Annotated in this window: 5 protein-coding genes; all 5 read left to right on the top strand. The window is 73.5% G+C overall.

The features are described from left to right. Nucleotides 1–587: 587 nt before the first annotated feature. The 5 genes from ABT093_RS16155 to ABT093_RS16135 all read left to right on the top strand — a co-directional run bounded on the left by ABT093_RS16155 (nt 588) and on the right by ABT093_RS16135 (nt 6,880). Nucleotides 588–791 (top strand): cold-shock protein, encoded by a 204-nt coding sequence (locus ABT093_RS16155; protein WP_030289665.1) that lies wholly within the window; start codon nt 588–590, stop codon nt 789–791. A 314-nt stretch (nt 792–1,105) separates the two neighbouring features. After that, a complete protein-coding gene (groL, locus tag ABT093_RS16150; protein ID WP_350564623.1) occupies nt 1,106–2,728 on the top strand; it encodes a chaperonin GroEL in 1,623 nt (540 codons plus the stop codon). A gap of 129 nt (nt 2,729–2,857) precedes the next feature. Then, a complete protein-coding gene (locus ABT093_RS16145; protein ID WP_350564621.1) occupies nt 2,858–3,217 on the top strand; it encodes a DUF8819 family protein in 360 nt (119 codons plus the stop codon). A gap of 154 nt (nt 3,218–3,371) precedes the next feature. Further along, nucleotides 3,372–4,118 carry an ABC transporter ATP-binding protein gene (locus tag ABT093_RS16140; RefSeq protein ID WP_350564619.1) on the top strand — a complete coding sequence of 249 codons (747 nt, stop codon included), beginning with the start codon at nt 3,372–3,374 and terminating at the stop codon, nt 4,116–4,118. Then, nucleotides 4,118–6,880 (top strand): FtsX-like permease family protein, encoded by a 2,763-nt coding sequence (locus ABT093_RS16135; RefSeq protein ID WP_350564617.1) that lies wholly within the window; start codon nt 4,118–4,120, stop codon nt 6,878–6,880. The genes ABT093_RS16140 and ABT093_RS16135 overlap by 1 nt, the downstream gene beginning before the upstream one ends. Nucleotides 6,881–6,911 lie beyond the last annotated feature (31 nt).

The raw sequence follows: 6,911 nt of genomic DNA, 5'->3' as shown, positions 1-6,911 counted from the left end.
ATCAACACCGGCAACGGCTTCTACGGGGGCCTCCTGTGCACCACAGGCACGGAATTCCGTGCCGCGGACGACCGCCGTATTTTGGCGGGAATATTTTCGGTCCCGGTCGGAGTAAAGTGTCGCTCGGCCGGGAACAGGGGCCGCCCCTCCCTCTTGTCCGGTAACGAATCCACCGCACCGCCACCACCGGCCCGGCCGTCGCCGCCGTCCGCCCCGCGAGAGCGGGAGCGGGCCCGGGTCCGGGAAACATGTCAGGCCGGTGTCAGAATTCCGGCGCGGATTTTGGGTAATACGTCCGCTATGTCCGGTGGGAATTGCGGCTTTCCTGTCGATTGCGCCCGGCCTGTCCCCTGGAGAGCCGGGTGAATTCCCCGACATTGGCTCTGTTGCAGAGGGCGTCGATCCGGATACATTCAGCCGCGGTCGACGCAATCGCCCGTTCGCCGGATGCCGTTCGGTGACATCGGGAGGATTGCGGCGTGCACGGCCGCGCCCAGGGGGGGTTCCCCGGGCCGGCAGCCAACCAGACCCGCGCCCGCAGACCTGCGGGGGCGTGAAGGGCCAGCACAGCACTAGGGGAGTTCGGAATGGCTCAGGGCACCGTCAAGTGGTTCAACGCGGAGAAGGGCTACGGCTTCATCGCGGTCGACGGTGGTGCGGACGTCTTCGTCCACTACAGCGCGATCCAGATGGACGGCTACCGCACCCTTGAGGAGGGCCAGCGGGTCGAGTTCGAGATCTCTCAGGGGCAGAAGGGCCCGCAGGCGGACATGGTCCGCGCGGCGGTCTGACCTTTCCGACACCCAGGAGTTCGGCTCGGCCCATCGGCTGGTGCGCCTCTTGCTTCACGGCGGGCCCGTGCGACACCACGTCGCACGGGCCCGCCGTCGTGCCGCCGCGGCTCGCGGATCACCGATTGGGCTTGCACTCGCCCACCCAGAGTGCTAATCATTGGCGTTAGCACTCACAGCTTGAGAGTGACAAGCGGACCGGGTCGGTGAGGCCCCCGGGAGCGGTAGGGGAATGGACCCCCGCACACCAGGGCCGTCCGTCGCGGGCACCCCTTGGTCCGAGCAGTCGACCGTGTCCCGGAGGACCACTTCAGATGGCCAAGATCATCGCCTTTGATGAGGAAGCTCGCCGCGGCCTTGAGCGTGGCATGAACCAGCTCGCCGACGCAGTGAAGGTCACGCTCGGCCCCAAGGGTCGCAACGTCGTGCTGGAGAAGAAGTGGGGCGCCCCCACCATCACCAACGACGGTGTCTCCATCGCCAAGGAGATCGAGCTCGAGGACCCGTACGAGAAGATCGGCGCGGAGCTCGTCAAGGAGGTCGCCAAGAAGACCGACGACGTCGCGGGTGACGGCACCACCACCGCCACCGTGCTGGCCCAGGCGCTCGTCCGCGAGGGTCTGCGCAACGTCGCCGCCGGCGCCAACCCGATGGCCCTGAAGCGCGGCATCGAGAAGGCCGTCGCCGCCGTCTCGGACCAGCTGCTGGCCCAGGCCAAGGACGTGGAGACCAAGGAGCAGATCGCCTCCACCGCCTCCATCTCCGCCGCCGACACCCAGATCGGCGAGCTCATCGCCGAGGCCATGGACAAGGTCGGCAAGGAAGGCGTCATCACCGTCGAGGAGAGCAACACCTTCGGTCTGGAGCTCGAGCTCACCGAGGGCATGCGCTTCGACAAGGGCTACATCTCGGCCTACTTCGCCACCGACCTGGAGCGTATGGAGACCTCCTTCGAGGACCCGTACATCCTGATCGCCAACTCCAAGATCGGCTCGGTCAAGGACCTGCTGCCGCTGCTGGAGAAGGTCATGCAGAGCGGCAAGCCGCTCGTCATCATCGCCGAGGACGTCGAGGGCGAGGCCCTGTCGACCCTGGTCGTGAACAAGATCCGCGGCACCTTCAAGTCCGTCGCCGTCAAGGCTCCGGGCTTCGGCGACCGCCGCAAGGCCATGCTCCAGGACATCGCCATCCTCACCGGTGGCACCGTGATCTCCGAGGAGGTCGGCCTGAAGCTGGAGAACGCCGGCATCGACCTGCTGGGCACCGCCCGCAAGGTGGTCATCACCAAGGACGAGACCACCATCGTCGACGGCGGCGGCGACAGCGAGCAGGTCGCGGGCCGCGTGAACCAGATCCGCGCCGAGATCGAGAACAGCGACTCGGACTACGACCGCGAGAAGCTCCAGGAGCGCCTCGCCAAGCTGGCCGGCGGCGTGGCCGTCATCAAGGCCGGCGCGGCCACCGAGGTGGAGCTCAAGGAGCGCAAGCACCGCATCGAGGACGCCGTCCGCAACGCCAAGGCCGCCGTCGAGGAGGGCATCGTCGCCGGTGGTGGCGTCGCCCTGCTGCAGGCCGGTGTCGCCTTCGACAAGCTGGAGCTGGACGGCGACGAGGCCACCGGTGCCAACATCGTCAAGGTCGCGCTGGAGGCCCCGATCAAGCAGATCGCGACCAACGCCGGCCTCGAGGGCGGCGTCGTGGTGGAGAAGGTGCGCAACCTCCCCGCCGGTCACGGCCTGAACGCCGCCACCAACGAGTACGTCGACCTGGTCGCCGAGGGCATCATCGACCCGGCCAAGGTCACCCGCTCCGCGCTGCAGAACGCCGCCTCCATCGCGGCGCTGTTCCTCACCACCGAGGCCGTCATCGCCGACAAGCCGGAGAAGGCCGCCGCGGCCGCCGGCGGCGGCATGCCGGGCGGTGACATGGACTTCTGATCCTGACGGATCGGACGGTTCCTCGCTCGCACGGGCGGTTCCCCTCGGGGAGCCGCCCGTGCGGCGTTCGCGGACTTCCTCGGTTTCCGGACCTCCTCGGTTCCCGGACCTTCTTGCGAGACTGGACGGATGGCTACGACAGACGACATCGAGACGGCGCTGCACTCCGCGCGGGCGCTGATCCTGGCCGACCTGACCGCGCGGGACGCCGCCGACGCCGCCGTGGTCTCCCTGGTGGAGCGGGCCGTGACGCACCGCCGCTGGTGGCTGGAGCAGTGGCCGGACGGCACCGCGTACGTGCTGGGCCTGGTCGCCCAGGACGTCCAGGACGCGCTGCTGGAGACCCACGGGCGCTGGCCGCTGTGCGCGGACTGCGCGGCGGACGGGGATCCGCACGCGCTGGGCGTGGAGCCGGAGCTGGGGCCGGACCCGCACTGGGTGTGCGGCAAGCACGGTGCCGTGGTGGCCGCGGTGGGGGAGCTGACGTAGGCCGCCCCTCCTCCGCGGGATCCGCCGCCGTCGCGCCTCCGGGCGCGGCGGCGGCTTTTTCGCGCCAGTTGGAACCGATGGACGGCATATGTAGTCTACCGACTTATACAGTCCATCTGAGCTTCGAGCTTCCACGGCAACGAGGGGGAAACCCATGTCCCAGCCAGATCCGACCCGGCCCGTCCTGGAACTGCGCGCCGTCACCCGGGTGCACGGGCAGGGCGCGGCCGAGGTGCACGCCCTGCGCGGCATCGACCTGGCCGTGCGCGCCGGCGAGTTCGTCGCCGTGATGGGGCCCTCCGGCTCCGGCAAGTCCACGCTGCTCACCCTGGCCGGCGGCCTCGACCGGCCCAGCGGCGGCCAGGTGCTGGTCGAGGGCGTCGAGCTGGGCGGGCTGAACCGCACCGCGCAGGCCGCCGTGCGCCGCCGCTCGGTCGGCTACGTCTTCCAGGACTACAACCTCGTCCCGGCGCTGACCGCCGCCGAGAACATCGCGCTGCCCCGGGAGCTGGACGGCGTCTCCGGGCGGAGGGCCCGCCGTGAGGCCCTGGCCGCGCTGACCGAACTCGGCATCGCCGACCTCGCCGACCGCTTCCCCGAGCAGCTCTCCGGCGGGCAGCAGCAGCGCGTCGCGATCGCCCGCGCCCTGGTCGGCGAGCGGCGCCTGGTCCTCGCCGACGAGCCCACCGGCGCCCTCGACTCCGCCACCGGCGAGGCCGTGCTGGGCGTGCTGCGGGCCCGCTGCGACGCGGGCGCCGCCGCCATGATGGTCACCCACGAGCCCCGGCACGCCGTCTGGGCCGACCGCGTGGTGTTCCTCAGCGACGGCCGGGTCGTCCAGGAGGCCACCGGGCAACAGGCCGCCCAGCTGCTGAGCGCCGGCCGGAACGGCGGCCGGTGATGAAGCTCTCCGCCCTGCGCGTCGCCCTGCGGATCGCCCGCCGCGACGCCCTGCGCGCCAAGGGCCGCAGTGCCCTGATCGCCGCCATGGTCGCGCTGCCGGTGCTCGGTGTCGCCGGCGCCGACGTCGTCCACCGCAGTGGACAGCTCACCCCCGGCGAGCGGGTCGAGCGGCTGATGGGCGGGTCCGACGCCCTGGTCACCGCCCACCGGCCGGGCCGCTCGGTCGACCAGGGGCCGTTCGCCGAGGACGGCGTGCAGGTGCTGCCGGAGAACCGGACCGATCCGGCCTCGGTGACGGCCGCCGCCGCGGCGGGTTCCCCCGCCGAGCTGGTCGCCGGGCTGCTGCCCAAGGGCGCGGTGCTGCTGCCGGCCACCCCCGGGCCGGCGGTCAGCACCTCCACCCGGGAGGGCCTGTTCACCGCCGCGACCGCCGAGGCCGACCTCACCGACCGGATCTGGCGGGGCCGGCTCGACCTGGTCGAGGGCCGGGCGCCGAGCGCCTCGCACGAGGCGGCCGTCACCCGGGCCTTCCTCGCCGAGGCCGGGCTGCGGATCGGTGACTCCACCACGGTCAAGGGCCTCGACACGGCGCCGTTCAAGCTGACCGGTGTGGTCGAGTACCCGGGGGACCTCGACAAGGTCGAGCTGGTGGCCCGGCCCGGCGAGCTGATCGCCCCGCTGGCCGCGGCGGCCCCGCCCACCGCGGGCGCCTCGTCCGGGCTGACCGCGGCCGGGGCGGACGAGGCCCGCCCCGAGCGCTGGCTGGTGCGGATGCCCGGCGGCGCCGCGCTGGACTGGCCCGCCGTCCGGACGCTCAACCGGTACGGCTTCACGGTGACCTCGCGCGCCGTCGCGCTCGACCCGCCGCCCGCGTCCGCCGTCACCTACGACCCCGACCTGTTCAGGCTCCCCGACGCGGACAAGCGGGTCGTCGTGCTGGCGACGGTCGTCGGGATGGCGCTGCTGGAGGTCGCCCTGCTGGCCGGTCCGGCCTTCGCGGTGGGCGCCCGGCGCTCGCGCCGCCAGCTCGCCCTGATCGGCGCCGCCGGCGGCAACCGGGGCCACGTCCGCGCGGTCGTGCTCGGTTCCGGGCTGGTGCTCGGCACCGTCGGTGCGGCCGTCGGCCTGGTGGCGGGCGTCGGCCTGGTCGCCGTGCTGCGGACCCGGGCCGAGGAGGCCGGCGGCAGCCGCTTCGGGCACTTCGCGATCGCGCCGCTCGACCTGCTGGCGATCGCCGCCGTCGGCGTGGTCACCGCGCTGCTGGCCGCCGTGGTGCCCGCGGTCCAGGCCGCCCGCCGGGACGTGGTGGCCGGGCTCACCGGCCGGGACGCCGTCGGCCCGCCGAGCCGCAGGCTCCCGCTGCTGGGCGGGCTCCTGGTCGTCGCGGGCGCGGGCCTGGCGCTCTACGGCGCCGGCGGCCCGGACGCCACCGGCCTGCCGGTGTTCAAGGGGCTCACCATGAAGGCGCTCACCGTGCTCGCCGGGGCGGTCACCGCCGAACTCGGCTTCCTGCTCTTCACCCCGCTGCTGGTCGCGCTGTTCGGCAGGCTCGCCGCCCGGCTGCCGCTCGGCCCCCGGCTGGCCCTGCGCGACTCGGCCCGCCACCGCGGCCGCACCGCGCCCGCCGTGGCCGCGGTGATGGCCGCCGTCGCCGGAGCCGTCGCCGTCGGCGTCTACACCACCGGCACCGAGGCCCAGGACCGGGTCGCCTACCGGCCGACCGCCCCGATGGGCGCCGTCGTGGTCGAGGCCCCGATGAAGCCGGACGACCCGCAGCTGCCGCGGCTGCGCGCCGCCGTCGAGCGGGGCCTGCCGGACGCGGGCACCCGCGCCGACGTCCACGGCATGCTCTACGTCTTCTGCGAGGGCTGCTCCAGCACGGTGCAGGTCGAGGGGACGGGCGGCCGGTTCCACGGGGGCGGCCCGGACAGCCGCGCGCTGGTCGGCGACGCGACGGTGCTGCGCAACCTGTTCGGGGTGAACGACCGGGCCGTCGAGGAGGCCCTGGCCGCGGGCCGGGCGATCGTCTTCGACCGCGACCGGCTGCACGACGGCCGGGCGGTGCTCACCATGCTGGGCGCGGCCGGCGGTGGTCCGGTCCGGCCCGGGGAGACCCCGCAGACGGGCACCAAGGAGATCGCGGTCGACGCGCTCCTGGTCGACAACCCGGAGGCCGCCCGGTACGGGGGGCTGCTGATGAGCCCGGACGCGGTGCGCAGGATCGGTCTCTCCACCGAGTCGATCGGCTCGGTGTGGCGGCCCGCGCACCCGCCCACCGCGAAGGCGCAGCAGCGGGTGGAGGCCGATCTGGCCCAGGTCGTCCCGCGGGCCGTGCTGCACGTGGAGCGCGGTTTCCAGCCGAAGGACGACGTGATCAGCCTCGCGCTCGCCGGGTTCGCCGTGGTGGTGGTGCTGGGCGCCGCGGCCGTGGCCACCGGTCTGGCCGCCGCCGACTCCCTGGGCGACCGGGCCACGCTGGCCGCGGTCGGCGCGCCGCCGCGGATCCACCGGGTGCAGGCCGGGCTGCAGAGCACGCTGATCGCGGGGCTCGGCGCGGCGATCGGCACGGTCAGCGGGTTCGTGCCCGCGGTGGCGCTGTTGCGCTCGCACGCCGGCGGGCAGATCGGTGCGCCGGCGGCCCCGTTCACCGCGCCGTGGGGGCTGCTGGTGACGATCACGGTGGTGCTGCCGGTGGTGGCGGGGCTGGGCGCCGCCGCGTTCACCCGGTCGCGGCTGCCGCTGGCGCGGCGGACGGGCTGACGCCGGGCGCTCCGGCCGCCGGCCGCGCGGG

Origin of the sequence: Kitasatospora sp. NPDC002551 (genome assembly GCF_040296005.1) — a bacterium.
GTDB lineage: Bacteria > Actinomycetota > Actinomycetes > Streptomycetales > Streptomycetaceae > Kitasatospora.
The sequence above is the reverse complement of the archived record's forward strand: the minus strand, read 5'-3'. Positions and strand labels throughout refer to the sequence as shown.

Excerpts from the sequence above, each read along its gene's own strand:
- ABT093_RS16155 (WP_030289665.1), top strand. The coding sequence starts at position 588 with ATGGCTCAGGGCACCGTCAAGTGGTTCAACGCGGAGAAGGGCTACGGC.
- groL (WP_350564623.1), top strand. The coding sequence starts at position 1,106 with ATGGCCAAGATCATCGCCTTTGATGAGGAAGCTCGCCGCGGCCTTGAG.
- ABT093_RS16145 (WP_350564621.1), top strand. The coding sequence starts at position 2,858 with ATGGCTACGACAGACGACATCGAGACGGCGCTGCACTCCGCGCGGGCG.
- ABT093_RS16135 (WP_350564617.1), top strand. The coding sequence starts at position 4,118 with ATGAAGCTCTCCGCCCTGCGCGTCGCCCTGCGGATCGCCCGCCGCGAC.
- ABT093_RS16140 (WP_350564619.1), top strand. The coding sequence starts at position 3,372 with ATGTCCCAGCCAGATCCGACCCGGCCCGTCCTGGAACTGCGCGCCGTC.